Genomic DNA, 16,817 nt, shown 5'->3' with positions numbered 1-16,817 from the left:
CCAATGCCTTACATCCAATATCGTATACAATCATCGTGCCAACTCGAGGACACAGCGCGCGCGCCCCGGCAGCGGGCGCTCTCCTCACGCCTGAGCCCGCCTCTCTTACATCGAGAGGCTACCGATCGCGTTGCCATTGGCACTACGACAGTGCGATCGACTCGATTGGCGCACCAAACGTGAACATTTTTGTATACTATTTTCTCGGTTTTTGTTTCCTTCCCGCGCCGCCATCGCGGCCGGACTGGGATGGCATGAAGGTTGCCTAGCTAACCATCGGTAGGAATTCATCATCGATCGGAGACCCGAGCGCCGATCCAGCACCCGACATGGAGACGTCATGAGCGCGATGCGCCAGTTCCATCTCTTCAACGCCAGCATGACTGGTGCCGGCCGCCGCGACGACGCCATCTATCGCGCGTTATGGGAGGCGATCGTCGAGCACAAGCTGCCGCCCGGCGCCCGGCTGCCGGAGGACGCCCTGGCGAGCGCGTTCAAGATCAGTCGAACCGGCATCCGCCGGGTGTTGCAACGTCTCGCGCTCGAGCGCCTGGTGACGCTGGTGCCCAACCGCGGCGCGCAGATCAGCCACCCCTCTCCGACGGAGGCCCACGACGTCTTCGACGCCCGCAGGATGCTCGAAAGCAGCGCGATGATCTCAGTGGTCGAGCGTCACACCGCAAAGGACCTGGTGCGTCTTCGCCAGCTGACCGAGGCCGAGCGCCAGGCCCTGACGCAGCGCCGCCGCTCGGAGGCAATCCGGCTATCGGGGCAGTTCCATACGGGCCTGGTCGCCCTGACCGGCAACGAGTCGCTACTGGATTTCATCTCGCAGCTGGTTTCCCGCAGCTCGCTGATCATCGCGGTCTACGGCGACTCCCGGCACACCGGCTGCACCTGCAGCCACGATGAACTGCTCGCCCTGGTGGAGTCGCGCGATCCCGTGGCGGCGTCCCAGTGGATGAGCGCCCACCTGGAGGAGATCGTCAGCGGATTGGATTTCACCCAGGACACCGTGGCCGAGCCTGACTTCGAGCGGCTGTTCGCCGCTTCCTGATCCACGTCCGGCAGACCGCCAGGCCGGACGGAAGAGCTACACGAACCGAGAATCACGCGATGAGACTGCACGTCATCAACCCCAACACCAGCACCGCGATGAGCGAGAAGATCGCCATCGCGGCCGAGCGCGCCAGTCGCCAGGCGCAGATCGTCACCCTCACCTCGCGTCACGGCCCAGCCTCGCTCGAGAGCCACTTCGATGAAGCGCTCGCCGTGCCCGGGCTGCTCGAGCAGGTCGACCTGATCCAGCGCGAAGGTGGCAGCGACGGTATCCTGGTCGCCTGCTTCGGCGACCCGGGCGTTCTCGCCGCGCGCGAGCTCGCCGACGTGCCCGTGTTCGGCATCGCCGAGGCGGCGATGCGCACCGCAGCCGCCCTGGGCACCCGCTTCTCGGTGGTGACCACGCTTGGCCGAACGCTACCGATCATCGAACGGGTCGTGCGCGAAAGCGGCCTGGAGCGCGCCTGTTCCCGACTGCGCGCCTGCGAGATCCCGGTCGCCAGCCTGGAAGACACCGACGATGGAAGCCGCGGCCGACTGCTCGATGAGTGTCGCCGGGCGCTGGACGAGGACGGCATCGACACCCTGGTGCTGGGCTGCGCCGGCATGGCCGATCTCACCGACTGGATCAGTGCCGAGCTGCGAGTGCCGGTGATCGACGGCGTCGCCGCGGGGGTCCAGCTGCTCGAGGGACTTGCTCATCTAGGATTGCGCCCGGCCAAGCGTTTCGACCGTACCGCGCCGCCGGCCAAACCGATCCAGGGTGCCTTCGCCGCCCTCGCCCGCCGCTGATCCCACCCTGCCCGAGGAAATCCATCCATGGTCCAGCAGACGACGACCTATCCCCGCGACCTGCGCGGCTACGCAGGCAATCCGCCCGATCCGAAATGGCCGAATGGTGCCCGCATCGCGGTACAGTTCGTGCTCAACGTCGAGGAAGGCAGCGAGAACTGCGTGCTGCATGGCGATCGCCAGAGTGAAGTGTTCCTGTCCGAGATCGTCGGCGCCCAGGCCTTTCCCGATCGCCACATGAGCATGGAGTCGATCTACGAATACGGCTCCCGTGCCGGCGTCTGGCGCATTCTCGATGAATTCGAACGCCGCGGCCTGCCGCTCACCGCCTTCGGCGTCGCCATGGCACTGGAGCGCTGCCCGGAGATCACCCAGGCGCTGATCGAGCGCGATCACGAGATCGCAAGCCACGGCTGGCGCTGGCTGCACTATCAGGATGCCTCGGTAAATCTCGAGCGCGAGCACCTCGAGCGCGCAGTCGAGATCATCACCCGCCTCACAGGCTCGGCACCGCTCGGCTGGTACACCGGGCGAGACAGCCCCAATACCCGGCGCCTGGTGGTCGAGCACGGCGGCTTCCTCTACGACAGCGACTACTACGGCGACGACCTGCCACTGTGGACCGAGGTGGAGACCAGCGACGGCGCGCGCCAGGCGCACCTGATCGTGCCCTACACCCTCGACGCCAACGACATGCGCTTCTCAAGCCCCGGCGGCTTCAACAGCGGTGATCAGTTCTTCGCCTATCTGCGCGACACCTTCGACGTGCTCTATGCCGAAGGCGAAACCGCACCGAAAATGATGTCGATCGGCCTGCACGCCCGACTGGTCGGTCGTCCCGGGCGCTTTCGCGCACTGCAGCGTTTCCTCGATCATATCGAAGCCCATGACCGGGTCTGGGTCACCCGCAGGATCGACATCGCCCGCCACTGGATCGAACATCACCCCTATCAACCCGAGCGCTGAGACAGACTAACGCCGAAGGCCGAGCGAATGCCCGGCCCTGGGCGCGCTTTTTTCACCGCCTCGATCAAGACGCCGCACGGATCGGCTCGCAGTATCCTAACGCCTCATCCAGGTACCAAGATAACGGTATATTACCGACAATGACTGCCGTCCAGCACCCGCCCCGCTCGCAGCGCGCAGGTGTTGGAAGGCTCAATGCTCGAGCAGAGCGAGCAGGCTGCGGTCCCCACCCGGCGCGGCGATCAACGATACGCCCCAAGGCGCCCCCTGATCCTCGAGCCATGGCAAAGCGAGCACCGCGGCCCCCCACAGCCCGCCCAGCGCGGTCATTCCCATCAGCCGCTCGCGATAGCGCGCGAGTTCGACGCCGGCCAGGTCCAGCAGCGGCGATGCACCGGGGGTACTGGGCAGGCAGAGCGCGCGCTCACCGTCTTCGCTCCATTCGCGCAGCCGCTCGACGATTCGGGCCGCGGCCCGCTGTGCTTCGCTTTCAGCGCCGGCGTCGAGACCCGCACACCACTCGATGCGCGCCTGGATGTCATCGGCGAAGCGCGGCTGGGTCCGGGTGATCCACTCACCGTGGGTGCGCCAGATCTCGCGGCCCTGCAGTACCCTGAACGCCTCGCTGGCCCGGCCCATGGTATCGGCATCGAGCGGCCTTGCATCCAGGGCGAGGCCGAGTCGCTCGAACTGCGCGGACACCCGGGCGGCATCGAAATCCACCCCCTGTGGCACGAGTACCCGGACGGCGGAGAACTTTCGCAGCGGCTGCGACGGCAGCAGCACGTCACCGACCCGGGCGAGCAGCTCCGCTTGCCGACACATGAAGCCGACCGTGTCGAAGCGCGGCGCGAGCGCGACCAGGCCGTCGCTTTCGATCGCCCCCCAGCTGGGGCGCAGCCCGTACAGCCCGCAGTAGCTCGATGGCACCCGGATCGAACCGCCGGTATCGGTACCCAAGCCAATATCGGCCTCGCCCGCCGCCACCGCGACCGCCGACCCCGAGCTCGACCCACCGGGCAGCCGGTCGGGCGCGGCCGGGTTGACCGGCGTGCCGTAGTGAACGTTGGCACCGTTGAGACTGTAGGCGAGCTCGTCGGTCTGGGTCTTGCCGACCATCTCGGCACCGGCGTCGAGCAGCTTGCCCACTGCACTTGCGGTGTGCGTCGCCGCCGCATGGCTGGCGCGCCAGTCAGGGTTTCCCGCACCGGTGACGTACCCCTCGATCTCGAACAGGTCCTTGACCGCCAGGCGCTGGCCGCGCAGTGGTCCTTCGCTCGCGCCCTCGATCCTGGGACCATCGGTGACCCATACCGCGCTTTCGTCAGTCATCTTCACTTGCCTTCATCACTGGAAACGGCTCGCGCGCTCAGCGCGTCGAGGCGAGAAACTGCTTGAGCTCCGGCGTTTGCGGGTCGTCCAGCACTCGCTTGGCATCGCCCTGCTCATGGATCTTGCCCTGATGCATGAACACCACCCGGCTGCCCACCTCGCGGGCGAAGCGCATCTCGTGGGTGACCAGTACCAGGGTCATGCCATCGACGGCGAGCTTCTCGAGCACCCGGAGCACCTCGCCCACCAGTTCGGGGTCGAGGGCGGAGGTGATCTCATCGCAAAGCAGCACCTTCGGCGCCATCGCCAGGGCGCGGGCGATCGCTACCCGCTGCTGCTGTCCACCGGAGAGCTGCCCCGGCCAGGCGTCAAACTTCTCCCCCAGGCCAACCGACTCGAGCAGCGCCCGCGCACGGGGCTCTACCGCCTCGCGCGATTCACCCCTCACCACCATCGGCGCCAGCATCACGTTCTCGCCGACCCGGCGGTGAGGAAACAGATTGAAGCTCTGGAAGATCATGCCGACATGTTCGCTCAGCTGGCGGGCGCTCATCGCCTCGCCATCCAGGCGCTTGCCATTGATCTCGATACTGCCGCTGTCGTGCAGCTCGAGCTGGTTGAGGCAGCGCAGCAGCGTGCTTTTTCCCGAGCCGCTACGGCCGATGATGGATACCACCTCGCCCTCCTGGATGCGAAGGTCGATGCCTTTGAGCACCTGATTGGCGCCGAAGGACTTGTAGAGTGCGTCAACGCGAACCATGGACATCGAGGCGTTTCTCCAGATAGCGGGCATAGCGGGATAGAGGGTAGCAAAGGCAGAAATAGCAAAGCGCCAGCAGACCGAAGATGGTGAACGGCATGAAAGCTGCGTTGTTGAGCATCGTCGCGGTGCGGGTCAGTTCGGTGAAGCCGATCACCGAGGCCAGCGCAGTGCCTTTGATCACCTGGACCGAAAAACCGACCGTGGGGGCGATCGCAATTCTCACCGCCTGCCCCAGCACTACATGGCGTAGGGTCTGGAGCCGGCTCATGCCCAGCACCCGAGCCGCCTGCCACTGTCCGGCGGGAATCGCCTCGATCGAGCCGCGCCAGATATCGCAGACGAAGGCGCTGGTGAACAAGGTCAGCGCAATGGTTGCCGCGGTCCAGGCGGAAAGGTTGATCCCCAGTGCAGAGAGCCCGAAGAAGATGAGGAAAAGCTGCATCAGTAGCGGCGTGCCCTGGAACAGCTCGACGTAGCCGCGAACCAGCAGCTGCAACGCCTTGATCTGGGATGTCCGCCACCAGGTGAGCAGCGCGCCGACCAGGCCGCCGCCGACGAAGGCGATGATCGACAGCGCCAGCGTCCAGCGCATCGCCCTCAGCAGGTGACCAAGAATGTCCCATAGGGTGAAATCGATCATCGCTGTTCCCCTTGCAGAAAGCCGAACAGGCGCCGACCGATGTACTCGAAGCTCTGGCGCATCGCGATCGCGATCCCCAGGTAGCAGAACGTCGCGACGATGTAGGTCTCGAAGCTTCTGAAATTGCGAGACTGGATGAAGTTGGCGGCGTAGGTGAGCTCCTCCACCGAGATCTGGGAGATCACCGCCGAGCCGAGCATCACGATGATGCACTGGCTGGTCAGCGCCGGGTAAATCCGGCTCAACGCCGGCACCAGCACGACATGGCGATAGCACTGCAGCGGCGACATGCCGAGCACTCGCGCCGCCTCCCTCTGCCCTTTGGGCACCGCGCCAATCCCCGCGCGAATGATCTCGGTGGCATAGGCGGTGAGGTTGAGCGTCATCGCGATCAGCGCACAGCTGGTCGCCGAGAGGCGCAGATCGAGCGCCGGCAGCCCGAAGTAGATGAAGAACAGCTGGACGATGAAAGGCGTGTTGCGGATCAGCTCGACGTAGGTGCCGATCAGCACCGAGAGGACGCGCGGTCCTTCGAGCCGAAGCCAGGCGAACGGCACCGCGATGGCAAGGCCGAGCAGGGTCGCGATTACGGTCACCCACAAGGTGGTGACGATGCCCTCGACGAACACCTGCCAGTAGGGCAGCAGTGAGAGAAAATCGAGCATGTTGATTTAGGCCCTGTGACCGCTGGCATCAGGCCAGCGGCATGGAGAGGTCGATTTCGAAAGGGTCAAAGGCTGCGCATGCTCTCGGGCAGCGGCATGCCGAACCAACGCTCGGACATCGCATCGAAGGTGCCGTCGGCGAGCCCTGCGGCGATCAGGCTATCGACTTTTTCCTTCAGCGCCTGGTTGCCCTTGCTGATCCCGATGTAGCAAGGCGAATCCTGAAGCGTCAGCACCAGATGCGGCGTGCGCGCGCCGCCCCGGGTCGCGAGCGCGGCCGCGACGGGGCTGCCGGTGGCGACGTAATCGACCTGGCCAGAGGTGAAGGCGGAAAGCGTAGTGGCGTTATCCTCGTAGCGGCGCAGCGTGGTGCTCGATGGCGCCACCTCGGTGAGCTTGATCTCCTCGAGCGCACCACGGGTGGCACCGACGGTCTTGCCCGCAAGCGCCTCCGGGCCGCTCATCTCCGGCTCCTCGGTGGCGGAGAACACCCCATAGAAGAACGGCGCGTAGGCGCTGGAGAAGTCGATGGCCTGCTCCCGCTCCGGGGTCTTGCCGAGCGAAGAGATCACCAAATCGGCGCGGTCGCTGGTGAGATAGGGAATCCGGTTGGCGCTGGTCACCGGCACCAGCTCCAGTTCGACCCCGATCTGCTCGGCGAGATAGCGGGCGGTATCGATGTCGTAGCCTTGCGGTTCGAGATCGGCGCCGATCGAGCCGAAGGGCGGATAGTCCTGGGGTACCGCGACACGCAGAACGCCGCGCTCCTCGATCGTGGCGAGATCGGCGGCGCTGGCCTGAACCGCGCCGAAAGCGAGCAGAGCGCACGTGAGGGATGCACACCAGCGGCGAATGACGGCGAGGCGCGACGAGCGTTGAGGCAGGTTGAGAGTCATGAAGGTCTCCAGAGTGAGCGAAGCAGCGCGATCGAACATGAAACGATAGTTTTATTAATTTTGATTCTTGCAACGATCGTTAAGCAATCGACGTGCCAATCCCACCTCCTTCGCGACACCCCGCGCCTGCGGCGATCACATCGCGGCAGCACGCTGCGCTGAAGAGGACAACGCACCAAAAGACAGCCAACCCATCGATCATTCGCCCCTTACTGGTGCACCGATGAGCCAGCGCCCTCCTCGAGCTCATCGAGCTGCTCGTAGTAGTCACCGATCTCGGCGATACGCATCCTGCCGAGGCGAAGCTGTCGATGCAGCGCGCCATTCGCAAGCACGCAGACCAGGCTCATCGCCGCGGCGTAGCTGTCGAAGGCCGAGACGCTGTCGAGCGGCGCTTCGAGCCATACGTTGGCCTGCTCGGCATGGCGGCGCATGGTGGCATCGCCGACCAGCAGCACCGGCACTTGACGATGTGCGAGCGTATCGAGCAGCCTGGAAAAGCCTTTCAGCCGCCGGCGAAATCCGAACAGCACGACCAAGTCCCCGCTGCCGAGGCCGGCCAGCTCCTCACCGAGCGACTGCCCTGGCTGCGGAGCGAGATGCACGTCGGTCCGGCACTGAATCATCTGCTGGCGAAAATGCAGCGCGATCGGATAGCTATTGCGAAATCCCAGCACCAGTATCCGTCGTGCTCCGCAAAGCAGCGAGACCGCCGCTTCGAAGCGGCTCTCGGAGAGATGGTCGAGACAGCGCCGCAGGTTGTTCTGCTCGCGTTCGAAGTGGGAGACGAACCCTTGCGGCGCGCCCCCCTCGCCGCTACTGCTCGCCAGCGGCACGCCGAGACTGCGCAGCTCTCTTGCGTGATCCTTGACCTCACGGAAGCTGTCGAAGCCGAGGCGCTTGAACAGGCGGCTTACAGTTGCCTTGGAGACCCCGGTGAGCCGCGCCAGCTCGGCGGCGTTGTAGACGGCGAAATCGTCGAAATGATCGAGAATGAAGTCGGCCACCCGCTGCTCCTGGGGCGAGAGATCGGCATAGTGGCGGTCGATCCGCTGCCCGATATGAATGTTCATTCCAACCGTTCCTGAATTGAGCGCACGCTGCGCTGAAATTTGTAATTTGACGGACAGCCAAGCACTGACGCCGCCTTGCGCCTTCAGTGCGCCGCAAGGCGGGGAGAAGCCGCTTGCGCGGGAGAACACTTTATAGGAATTTGAGAATCCCGGCCGTTGAAACGAGCGTTGCAGTGCCTGATCGAACAATCAAGCGCTCCGCTCGCGCTGCCCGCGATAGCGCGGGAGCATGATAAAAGGCTTCACCGCTCTCGCCGGAGCCGATCCCCGCTCCGACGAAGGCTAGTACCGGAGACAGCGCAATGCTCCAGTTCAGACTCAACGGCGAAATCGTAGAAATCGCCGAAGTGGCACCCCATGAATCCGCTCTGGTGCTGCTGCGTGAAACGCTCAAGCGTTGCGGTACCAAGGAAGGCTGCGCCTCGGGCGACTGCGGCGCCTGCACCGTCGCGTTGCGCGATCCCGGCCGGGGCCCGGACGCCCGCTTCGAGTCGGTCAACGCCTGCATCCTGCCGGCCTGGCAGCTCGAGGGACTCGATGTGGTCACCGTCGAGGGCCTGGCCAAGGGCGAGGCGCTCCATCCAGTCCAGCGCGCGATGGTCGATCATCATGGCAGCCAGTGCGGTTTCTGCACGCCTGGCTTCATCATGTCGCTATTCACTCTCTACCACGATCCCGAGCCGCTGGACGACCACCGCCTCGCCGTGGCGCTTGGCGGCAACCTCTGCCGCTGTACAGGCTATCGGCCGATCCGGGCGGCGGCGCTGGCAATGCGCGAGACCGCCGGTGTGGTTCCCGACTGGATCGATCAAGTCCAACCCTTCACCAGTGATGCGAGCAACGATGCGCGCGCCTTTCATCGCCCGGCCACCCTGGCGGAGCTCGATGCGCTACTGAAGCGCCACCCCGATGCGCGGCTGGTCGCCGGCGGCACCGACCTGATGCTCGAGTCGACGATTCGGCTAGCTGACTTTCCCCAAGTCATCGACCTCACCCGGATCGATGCGCTGCAGACGATCGAGCAGCACGATGACGGCTGGTGGGTCGGCGCCGGCGTCACCTACACCCGGCTCGCACCGCTGCTGGAGCGCCACTATCCCGCCTTCGCGCGGCTGCTCGACCGGCTCGGCTCGCAGCAGGTACGCAATCGCGGCACCCTCGCCGGCAACGTCGCCAATGCCTCGCCGATCGGCGATACCCCGCCGGTGCTGCTCGCCCTCGACGCGCGGCTGAGGATCAGCGGCGACAATGGCGTACGGGAGATGGCGCTGAGCGACTTCTTCCTCGACTATCGCCGCACCGCCCTCGCCCCTGGCGAGTACATTCAGGCAATCTGGCTGCCACGCCTGAGCGATGGCGAACAGCTCAAGGTATGGAAGCTCTCCAAGCGCCGCGACGACGATATCTCGGCGGTGCTGATGGCGATACGCCTGCGGCTCGACGATGGCCATCTGCGCGGTGTCCGGGTCGCCTTCGGCGGCATGGCGGCCACGCCCAAACGGGCGCTCGAAACCGAAGCCGAGCTTGAAGACCACCCGCTCGACGAGGCCGCCGTCGCCGCCGCGCGCGCGGCAATCGCACGCGAGTTCACCCCGCTGAGCGACGCCCGTGCCAGCAGCGACTACCGTCTCACCGCGGCGGGCAATCTGCTCGAACGGCTTCGTCTGCAGCTCGCCGAGCCCCATGTCGCCACGGAGATCCACTGATGCGCAGCCTCATAGGTCTACCCGCTCGCCGGGCGGGCAGCGACAATGCCTCTCCGGCCCACGACAGCGCCGTCGGGCACGTCACCGGGCGAGCCTCCTACATCGATGACCTCACCGAGCCGAGCGGCCTCCTGCACCTCGCCATCGGCCTCTCCAGCCGCGCCAGCGCCGGGCTCGGGCGCCTTGCGCTGGATGCGGTTCGCCGTGCCCCGGGGGTGGTCGAGGTACTCACCGCGGCGGACATTCCCGGCCACAACGAAGTCGGCGCGGTCTACCCCGGCGACCCGCTGCTCGCCGAGGGTGAGGTGCGCTATGCCGGTCAGGCGCTGTTCGCGGTGGTCGCCACCAGCCTGCGCGCGGCGCGCCAGGCTGTCGCCCTGGCCTCGGTCGAGTACGTCGATCGCATCCCCTCCCTCGACCCGGTCGAGGCGGTTCGCCAGGGGCTCACCGTGCTGCCTGAGCACGTCCAGTGCCGGGCCACTCCCGCGCCGCTCGACCGCACCGGCGTGCTGGCCGACGACAACGGCACCTCGGAGCAGCGCCACGCAGGCCCCGAAGGGGATTGGCGCCAAGCGCTCGAGGCCGCGCCCCACCACGTCGAGGGCGAGCAGTTCATCGGTGGCCAGGAGCATTTCTATCTCGAGGGGCAGATCGCCCTCGCCGAGCCGTGGGACGACGACGGCCTGCGAATCCTCACCTCGAGCCAGCATCCGAGCGAAGTGCAGAAACTGGTCGCCGAGGTGTTGGGGCTGCCGCTGCATCGGATCGTCGCCGAGGTGCGCCGCATGGGCGGCGGCTTCGGTGGCAAGGAGAGCCAGGCGGCCGCGCTCGGCGCGCTGGCCGCGCTGGCGGCCTGGCGAACCGGGCGCGCGGTCAAGTTCCGCATGCCGCGCGAAACCGACATGCGCTTTACCGGCAAGCGCCATCCATTCCATAACCGCTACCGGATCGGCTTCGACGACGACGGCCTGATCCACGGCGCGGAGATCGAGCTGATCGGCGACTGCGGCCACTCACCGGATCTTTCCGAAGGTGTGGTCGACCGCGCGATGTTTCACGCCGACAACGCCTACTATCTCGGCAGCGCCAGGGTGACCGGCCACCGGGCGATGACCCACACCGCCTCCAACACCGCCTTTCGCGGCTTCGGCGGCCCCCAGGGGATGATGCCGATCGAGAACGCGCTGGACGACATCGCGCGCCGCCTCGGCCTCGACCCCCTAGACGTGCGCAAGCGCAATCTCTACGCGCCGGGCCGGGACGAGACCCACTACGGCCAGCGCATCGAGCAGCACCTGATCCAGTCGCTGGTCGAGCAGCTGGAGCGCGACAGCGACTACCGCACGCGCCGGCAGCAGATCCGCCAGTACAACGCGGCCAGCCCGGTGGTAAAACGTGGGCTGGCGCTGACCCCGGTCAAGTTCGGCATCTCGTTCACCGCCGCCCACCTCAACCAGGCGGGCGCCCTGGTGCGCATCTATACCGACGGCAGCGTCCTGGCCAACCACGGCGGCACCGAGATGGGACAGGGGCTGCATACCAAGGTATGCCAGGTGGTGGCGCGAGAACTCGGCCTTCCCCTCGAACTGGTGCGAATCAGTGCGACGCGTACCGACAAAGTGCCCAACACCTCGCCGACCGCTGCCTCCTCCGGCGCCGACCTGAACGCGATGGCGGCGCGCGAGGCGGCGCTGACCCTGCGATCTCGCCTCTACGCGTTCGCCGCCGAGCGGCATGCGCTCGCGCCCGACTCACTCGCGCTGGCCGACGGTGAGCTGCGCGCGACCACGCTCGAAGGGGAATCCTTCCGACTCGATTGGGCGGCACTGGTCCAGCAGGCCTACATGGCGAGGGTGGCGCTGTTCGCCGAGGGGCATTACTCCACCCCCAAGATCGGCTACGACAAGCGCGCCGCGCGCGGCCGGCCGTTCTACTACTTCGCCTACGGCGCCGCGGTGAGCGAGGTCGAGATCGATAGCCTCAGCGGTGAGTACCGGGTGGTGCGCGCCGACATCCTCCACGACGTCGGTGAGTCGCTCAATCCTGCGATCGACCTCGGGCAGGTGGAAGGCGGCTACATCCAGGGTCTCGGCTGGCTGACCAGCGAGGAGCTCAAGTGGAACGCCGAGGGGCAGCTGACCACCGTCAACCCTTCGACCTACAAGATTCCCGCGTTCGATGATGCGCCGATCGATTTCCGCGTCGCGCTGCTCGAGGGACATCCCAACTCGGAGGTGACGATCTATCGCTCCAAGGCGGTGGGCGAGCCGCCATTCATGCTCGCGATCTCGGCCTGGGCGGCACTGCGCGATGCGATCTCGAGCATCGGTGACTATCGGCTCAATCCCCGCCTCGACACCCCGGCGACCCCGGAGCGGGTGCTGTTCGCTTGTCAGGCGATGCGCGAGATCGATATGGCGAAGACGCCGCGCGTCGCCGCGCAGGTGCAGACGTGAGCGATACGCCGCTCGGCTGGAGCGACGCGCTGGCGCAGCTGCAGCGCGACGGCGAGCCGCACGTACTGGTCTCGCTGGTCGCCTGCGCGGGCTCCACTCCTCGTGAACCCGGGGCCAAGATGGTGGTGGCCCTGGAGCGTCACTACGATACCCTCGGCGGCGGGCGCTTCGAGCAGCAGCTGATCGAAAGCGCCCGCGCGCTGCTCGCTCGGGGCCAACCGGACATCCGGCTCGAACGATTCGCCCTCGGCGCTCGCGCCCAGCAATGCTGCGGGGGGCATCTGGCCGCGCTGCTCGAGTGCTATCCAGGCGCCGAGCTGCGCTTGGCACTGTTCGGGGCCGGTCATGTCGGTATCGCGCTGGAACGCCTGGTCCGCGAGCTGCCGTGGCGGCTGGATTGGTTCGACTCCCGCCGTGCGGCACGCGAGGCGGCGAGTCTCGATCATGGCCCGCGCACCCGGGTGCACCAGAGCTTCGACACCGAGGCAGCGGCACGGCTCGTGCCCGGCAGCCACTGCCTGGTGATGACCCACGATCACCTCGAGGACGAGCGGCTGATCGAGGCGCTGCTGGCGCGCGACGACCTGGCTTCGATCGGCCTCATCGGGTCGAAGACCAAATGGTCGCGCTTTCGCCATCGGCTGGCCACTCGCGGCTTCGACGACGCGCGGCTCGACCAAGTACGCTGCCCGATCGGCGCCGCCTGCGCCGGGCGCAAGCGCCCGGCCGAGATCGCCCTCGCGGTCGCCGCGGAACTGCTGGCGATGGCGCCCGCCCGCCCGATGCAAACCCGGCGCGGCCTGGATGGCGCCTCGCTCGAGCTGCTCGAGGCCAGCCCCCCACCAACAGATCAGGATACAGACCGATGACCATGCGGCGTGCGCTTCGCGGCCCCATCCTCCACTTTCTCGACGACCCGGGCGACGAAGACCGGCCGCGCGAGGGCAGCCTCGGCTATTTCGCCGACGGCCTGCTGGTGATCGAGAACGGGCGGATAGCGGCACTCGATGATGCCGAGACGCTGTTGCCGACCCTGCACGCCGACACCGTGCTGGAGCACTATCCCCAACGGCTGATCATGCCGGGCTTCATCGACGCCCATCTGCATTTCGCCCAGCTCGGAATCATCGCCTCCTATGGCCGACAGCTGCTCGACTGGTTGAACAACTACACCTTCCCCGAAGAGTCGCGCTTTCGCGATCGTGACTATGCCGACCGGATCGCCGAGGCGTTCATCGACGAACAGCTGCGCCACGGCACCACCTGCGCGATGGTCTTCGCCACCAGCCACGAGAACTCGGTCGAGGCGCTGTTCACCGCCGCCAAGCGCTACGACATGCGGCTGATGACCGGCAAGGTGCTGATGGACCGCAACGCCCCCGAGGCGCTGCGCGACGATCCGGTCAAGGGCATCGCCGACTCACGCCGGCTGCTCGAGCGCTGGCACGACAACGGCCGTCTCGAATACGTACTCTCGCCGCGCTTCGCGCCGACTTCGAGCCCCGAACAGCTGGCCGCCGCCGGGCGCTTCCTCGATGACTTCCCCGGCATTGCGATGCAGACCCACCTGAGCGAGAACCGCGCCGAGATCGAATGGGTCGCAAGCCTCTACCCCGAGGCCGACGACTATCTGGACGTCTACGCTCGCGCCGGACTGCTGAGGAGCCGCTGCTTCTTCGGCCACGCCATCCACATCGATGACAGCGTGCGCCGCCGCCTGCGCGAAGCCGACGCGGCGATCACCGTCTGCCCCAGCTCCAATTTGTTCCTCGGCAGCGGCCTGTTCGACTGGCGCGCGGCGCGCGCCCAGGGCGTCAACCTGGCCCTTGCCACCGACATCGGTGCCGGTACCAGCCTCTCCCAACTGCAGACGCTCCAGGATGCCTACAAGGTCTGCCAGCTCAACGGCTACCCGCTGCCGGTGTGGCAGGCGTTCTACCGCCTCACCCTCGGCAACGCCCGCACGCTGGGTATCGAGCGGCATGTGGGCAGCTTCGCACCCGGCAACGAGGCCGATGTGGTGATACTCGACACCGCCGGCACACCGCTGATGGCGCGCAAGCGAGAGAGCCGCGAGTCACGTCTCGACGAACTGCTGTTCGACCTGATGATGCTCGGCGACGACCGCTGCGTCGCCTGCACTTACGTGATGGGCGAGCCGCGCTACCGACGCGCTGATTGACCCGCCAGGGCGGGGTGGATCCCCAGGCACTGGCGGGACTGCGAAGCGCTGCGCGAGATATTCTCATCGTCGATCGTCACCGTCGGCCTCACCGCGATCCTGGCCAGCCTCTCGATCCCCGCCGCGCGCGGCTGGTCACAGCCCGCCGCACGCGGCGAACCGTCGCGAAGCGGCGGCTGAATGAGCGCCTCGACTTGAGCTTACCAACATTTGACCATGCCCCTTTCCCCAACCAGCATTCTCCAGACGCAAGCTCAGCTTCGAGCACGATTGAATGGAAGGTAGGCATACCGGGCCACGTATAGCCTTAGGTGCCATTCTAGGTGGCAGCGCATTTCATCGAGGATAGGCCTCTGTAGTTGTCACCACGATGACCGAACCGAAGAGTGGGTATAGATGAATCAGCCAACAACTGGTCTAACCAGCGACTGAGGACGTCGACGGCATCAGTCTGAGCCTGTTTCTGCACCCGGTGCTGACCTAGCGCCTTGACTTAAGAGTTTATTAAAAAGTCATGTACAAGGCCCCAAGAATTGTGTCAAAATGATACCAAATGATATCACTTGGTTAATTTTCCCTCCTCAGGCTCCTATGAAATTCAAGAAATCGATTTTAATAGCATCCTCCTCAATAATTTTAATGGCTGTTGGAGCCATGGGTGCAACTATTGGCCCAAAAGTATTCACTAAATTATCTTCAATAGATAATCTTTGGGATGACACTAGAAAAAGAAACTGGGATGACAGATTTGAAAGCATCATCACACCCGAACGAAATCAGCCAGCCTATATATTTAAATCTGCTGACGCTTCCTCTCGACCACTGATTGTAAGTCTACATACATGGTCAGGCGGATATGATCAAAACGATCCGCTTTCCATCCTTTCGGCTGAAAACAATTGGAACTATATTCATCCACATATGCAAGGGCCAAACAACAATTCTAATGCCTGTCTAAGTGACGATGTCATCGATGATATAAACGATGCCATATCGTATAGTTTAAACAATATGAATGTAGACATGGATAATATTATTGTCATAGGTGCGTCTGGTGGAGGATATGCAACCTTGGGAGCATATCTTAAAGAAAAAATACCAGCAAAAGCCTATATAGCCTGGGTTCCTATCAGCGACCTAGGAGCATGGTACTGGCAGTCTAAAGCAAATAATCGAAAATATGCCGATGATATATTCAATTGTACCAGGTCAGTTGAGACGTTGAATCAAGAAGAGGTGAAGGCAAGATCTCCTCTACGCTGGGAGCTTGAAAACAAAAGATACCCTTCGCTGATAATTTATGCTGGACTAAACGACGGCTACCAAGGCGCTGTACCCATATCACACTCGATTTTATTTTATAATAAGATGGTAAAGCATGAAGGCGGAGATTGGGAGCATTTAGTGAGCGCAGAGCAGACAGCAGATCTCTTAACAAGAGCTGCGTCTCCATCCTTCGATAAATTTCTCGGCGATAGAGGTGTTTTTTATGAGAGGGATTACAAGCATCTATCACTAAACATATTTGACGGCGGACATGAAATGCTCACCGAATATGCTGCCGAAGAGATACGGAGAATAGTAGAAAACTAAGCGAATAATCCTTGCCTTACTATGTGAGCAGCAATGAGGTCGATCGCGTAGAACAGCGATATGCTCATGTTGCATCTGATAACGCTCACGGGGCTGCGTCCAGATGGATGGACCAATCTGGACACAGTGGCGGAATCAGAGCAACAGCCTCTATCATCGGCAGGCAAGCTGATTCAACATAACATGTTGATCATTATATATAAATTATGCATCATTCTCTTCTAATAAAGATTAGTCTCAGCTGCCGCGATAGACGCTGTACGACCAAGGAGTGATCAAAAGCGGTACGTGGTAGGACTCGGTCGCGGCGAGCGTGACCTGTACCGGCACCCGGTCGAGAAACGGTGAAGAGACACCGCTGGCCTCGAAGTAGTCCTTGACCTCGAACTCCAGCTGGTAGGTGCCGCCTTCACCCTCTTCCAACAGCGGTGCGTCGAGGCGGCCGTCAGCGTTGGTGCGCAGCCGTGCGATGGGCTCAGGGTCTCCCACTCGCGTGAGCGTCACCAGGACACCCGCGGCCGGCTTGCCGTTGCGCTGGTCGAGGACATGGGTCGAAAGTCGGGTCATGCGGTTACTGCCTCCTGGCATTCATCGGGTGCTGTCATGCACCGTTGTAACGGGCTCTGGAAGGGAGCGCGAACCGGTCGAATCGAGCGGTGATCGCGATTGTCGATCGCCGATTGCATCATCACAC

Annotated in this window: 15 protein-coding genes; 8 read left to right on the top strand and 7 right to left on the bottom strand. The window is 64.2% G+C overall.

The genetic code is table 11. The features are described 5' to 3' along the window. Positions 1 to 340 precede the first annotated feature (340 nt). From A5892_RS11530 to puuE, 3 genes are read left to right on the top strand one after another with little or no spacing between them, the layout of a single operon-like run. Positions 341 to 1,057, top strand: coding sequence for a GntR family transcriptional regulator (locus tag A5892_RS11530; RefSeq protein WP_082890421.1), 717 nt, complete (start codon positions 341 to 343; stop codon positions 1,055 to 1,057). Between the two features lie 59 nt (positions 1,058 to 1,116). Continuing rightward, positions 1,117 to 1,851, top strand: coding sequence for an aspartate/glutamate racemase family protein (locus A5892_RS11525; RefSeq protein ID WP_064122924.1), 735 nt, complete (start codon positions 1,117 to 1,119; stop codon positions 1,849 to 1,851). Between the two features lie 27 nt (positions 1,852 to 1,878). Further along, on the top strand, positions 1,879 to 2,817 hold the full coding sequence (gene puuE / locus A5892_RS11520; protein WP_064122923.1) for an allantoinase PuuE: 939 nt from the start codon (positions 1,879 to 1,881) through the stop codon (positions 2,815 to 2,817). Positions 2,818 to 3,009: 192 nt separating this feature from the next. Here the strand turns inward: puuE and A5892_RS11515 are convergent, their stop codons facing one another. The 6 genes from A5892_RS11515 to A5892_RS11490 all read right to left on the bottom strand — a co-directional run bounded on the left by A5892_RS11515 (position 3,010) and on the right by A5892_RS11490 (position 8,186). Continuing rightward, the gene (locus A5892_RS11515) at positions 3,010 to 4,149 is read right to left on the bottom strand and encodes an amidase (RefSeq protein ID WP_064122922.1); all 1,140 of its coding nucleotides are present in this window, start codon (positions 4,147 to 4,149) and stop codon (positions 3,010 to 3,012) included. A gap of 37 nt (positions 4,150 to 4,186) precedes the next feature. Next, the gene (locus A5892_RS11510) at positions 4,187 to 4,915 is read right to left on the bottom strand and encodes an amino acid ABC transporter ATP-binding protein (protein ID WP_027349263.1); all 729 of its coding nucleotides are present in this window, start codon (positions 4,913 to 4,915) and stop codon (positions 4,187 to 4,189) included. Continuing rightward, positions 4,896 to 5,552, bottom strand: coding sequence for an amino acid ABC transporter permease (locus A5892_RS11505; RefSeq protein WP_190295601.1), 657 nt, complete (start codon positions 5,550 to 5,552; stop codon positions 4,896 to 4,898). The genes A5892_RS11510 and A5892_RS11505 overlap by 20 nt, the downstream gene beginning before the upstream one ends. Further along, on the bottom strand, positions 5,549 to 6,217 hold the full coding sequence (locus A5892_RS11500; RefSeq protein WP_064122921.1) for an amino acid ABC transporter permease: 669 nt from the start codon (positions 6,215 to 6,217) through the stop codon (positions 5,549 to 5,551). The genes A5892_RS11505 and A5892_RS11500 overlap by 4 nt, the downstream gene beginning before the upstream one ends. 65 nt (positions 6,218 to 6,282) lie before the next feature. After that, on the bottom strand, positions 6,283 to 7,113 hold the full coding sequence (locus tag A5892_RS11495; protein ID WP_064124462.1) for a transporter substrate-binding domain-containing protein: 831 nt from the start codon (positions 7,111 to 7,113) through the stop codon (positions 6,283 to 6,285). Between the two features lie 209 nt (positions 7,114 to 7,322). Continuing rightward, a complete protein-coding gene (locus A5892_RS11490) occupies positions 7,323 to 8,186 on the bottom strand; it encodes a MurR/RpiR family transcriptional regulator (RefSeq protein WP_064122920.1) in 864 nt (287 codons plus the stop codon). A gap of 302 nt (positions 8,187 to 8,488) precedes the next feature. Between A5892_RS11490 and xdhA the strand changes: the two genes are divergently transcribed. From xdhA to A5892_RS19865, 5 genes are all read left to right on the top strand, one after another. Next, complete coding sequence (xdhA, locus tag A5892_RS11485; RefSeq protein ID WP_064122919.1) at positions 8,489 to 9,892, top strand: xanthine dehydrogenase small subunit; 1,404 nt, start codon at positions 8,489 to 8,491, stop codon at positions 9,890 to 9,892. Continuing rightward, a complete protein-coding gene (xdhB, locus tag A5892_RS11480) occupies positions 9,892 to 12,348 on the top strand; it encodes a xanthine dehydrogenase molybdopterin binding subunit (protein WP_064122918.1) in 2,457 nt (818 codons plus the stop codon). The genes xdhA and xdhB overlap by 1 nt, the downstream gene beginning before the upstream one ends. Further along, positions 12,345 to 13,217, top strand: coding sequence for a xanthine dehydrogenase accessory protein XdhC (gene xdhC / locus A5892_RS11475; protein ID WP_064122917.1), 873 nt, complete (start codon positions 12,345 to 12,347; stop codon positions 13,215 to 13,217). Before xdhB ends, xdhC begins: the two co-directional genes overlap by 4 nt. Continuing rightward, a complete protein-coding gene (gene guaD / locus A5892_RS11470; protein WP_064122916.1) occupies positions 13,214 to 14,530 on the top strand; it encodes a guanine deaminase in 1,317 nt (438 codons plus the stop codon). Before xdhC ends, guaD begins: the two co-directional genes overlap by 4 nt. Before the next feature lie 543 nt (positions 14,531 to 15,073). Further along, on the top strand, positions 15,074 to 16,123 hold the full coding sequence (locus tag A5892_RS19865; RefSeq protein ID WP_082890420.1) for an alpha/beta hydrolase family protein: 1,050 nt from the start codon (positions 15,074 to 15,076) through the stop codon (positions 16,121 to 16,123). A 237-nt stretch (positions 16,124 to 16,360) separates the two neighbouring features. Here A5892_RS19865 and uraH read toward each other — a convergent pair whose 3' ends face one another. Next, on the bottom strand, positions 16,361 to 16,690 hold the full coding sequence (uraH, locus tag A5892_RS11465) for a hydroxyisourate hydrolase (RefSeq protein WP_064122915.1): 330 nt from the start codon (positions 16,688 to 16,690) through the stop codon (positions 16,361 to 16,363). Between the last annotated feature and the right edge of the window lie 127 nt (positions 16,691 to 16,817).

Source organism: Halotalea alkalilenta (genome assembly GCF_001648175.1).
Lineage (GTDB): Bacteria > Pseudomonadota > Gammaproteobacteria > Pseudomonadales > Halomonadaceae > Halotalea > Halotalea alkalilenta_A.
Note: the sequence above shows the minus strand (reverse complement) of the source record. Positions and strands in the feature narration are given on the sequence as shown.

Bases quoted from the DNA above. Each gene is read 5' to 3' on its own strand.
- xdhB (WP_064122918.1), top strand. From the start codon at position 9,892: ATGCGCAGCCTCATAGGTCTACCCGCTCGCCGGGCGGGCAGCGACAAT.
- A5892_RS11505 (WP_190295601.1), bottom strand. From the start codon at position 5,552: ATGATCGATTTCACCCTATGGGACATTCTTGGTCACCTGCTGAGGGCG.
- A5892_RS11515 (WP_064122922.1), bottom strand. From the start codon at position 4,149: ATGACTGACGAAAGCGCGGTATGGGTCACCGATGGTCCCAGGATCGAG.
- guaD (WP_064122916.1), top strand. From the start codon at position 13,214: ATGACCATGCGGCGTGCGCTTCGCGGCCCCATCCTCCACTTTCTCGAC.
- puuE (WP_064122923.1), top strand. From the start codon at position 1,879: ATGGTCCAGCAGACGACGACCTATCCCCGCGACCTGCGCGGCTACGCA.
- A5892_RS11530 (WP_082890421.1), top strand. From the start codon at position 341: ATGAGCGCGATGCGCCAGTTCCATCTCTTCAACGCCAGCATGACTGGT.
- A5892_RS11500 (WP_064122921.1), bottom strand. From the start codon at position 6,217: ATGCTCGATTTTCTCTCACTGCTGCCCTACTGGCAGGTGTTCGTCGAG.
- A5892_RS11510 (WP_027349263.1), bottom strand. From the start codon at position 4,915: ATGTCCATGGTTCGCGTTGACGCACTCTACAAGTCCTTCGGCGCCAAT.
- A5892_RS19865 (WP_082890420.1), top strand. From the start codon at position 15,074: ATGATACCAAATGATATCACTTGGTTAATTTTCCCTCCTCAGGCTCCT.
- A5892_RS11490 (WP_064122920.1), bottom strand. From the start codon at position 8,186: ATGAACATTCATATCGGGCAGCGGATCGACCGCCACTATGCCGATCTC.
- xdhA (WP_064122919.1), top strand. From the start codon at position 8,489: ATGCTCCAGTTCAGACTCAACGGCGAAATCGTAGAAATCGCCGAAGTG.
- A5892_RS11525 (WP_064122924.1), top strand. From the start codon at position 1,117: ATGAGACTGCACGTCATCAACCCCAACACCAGCACCGCGATGAGCGAG.
- A5892_RS11495 (WP_064124462.1), bottom strand. From the start codon at position 7,113: ATGACTCTCAACCTGCCTCAACGCTCGTCGCGCCTCGCCGTCATTCGC.
- uraH (WP_064122915.1), bottom strand. From the start codon at position 16,690: ATGACCCGACTTTCGACCCATGTCCTCGACCAGCGCAACGGCAAGCCG.